The 399-nt window shown below is 53.6% G+C and carries 2 protein-coding genes; both read left to right on the top strand.

Translation table 11 applies throughout. The features are described 5' to 3' along the window. Window positions 1-242 (top strand): KH domain-containing protein (locus C5L10_RS33405; RefSeq protein ID WP_172717331.1); only part of this gene is annotated, 242 nt, incomplete at its 5' end. Between the two features lie 11 nt (window positions 243-253). After that, the coding region (locus C5L10_RS34810; RefSeq protein ID WP_205837130.1) for a DNA repair protein RecO at window positions 254-399 on the top strand (146 nt) is incomplete at its 3' end.

Genomic DNA, 399 nt, shown 5'->3' with positions numbered 1-399 from the left:
TCTCTAACGAACGCGGTGGTTATGACATCAACGGTTTGATTCTCGTTGAGCGTGAAGGGCAGAAGAAGATGGTCATTGGCAACAAAGGGGCCAAGATCAAAACCATCGGGATTGAAGCGCGTAAAGACATGCAGGAAATGTTCGAAGCGCCTGTTCACCTTGAACTGTGGGTAAAAGTGAAATCCGGTTGGGCCGACGACGAACGCGCACTGCGCAGTCTCGGTTACGTTGACGATCTTTAAGAGTAACTCCGATGGAAGGCTGGCAGCGCGCATTTGTCCTGCATAGTCGCCCGTGGAGCGAAACCAGCCTGATGCTGGACGTCTTCACGGAGGAATCGGGTCGCGTGCGTCTGGTTGCCAAAGGCGCACGCTCTAAACGCTCTACTCTGAAAGGTGC

The organism is Neorhizobium sp. T6_25, assembly GCF_002968555.1.
Taxonomy (GTDB): Bacteria; Pseudomonadota; Alphaproteobacteria; order Rhizobiales; family Rhizobiaceae; genus Neorhizobium.
This window is presented reverse-complemented; position numbering and strand designations above follow the sequence as displayed.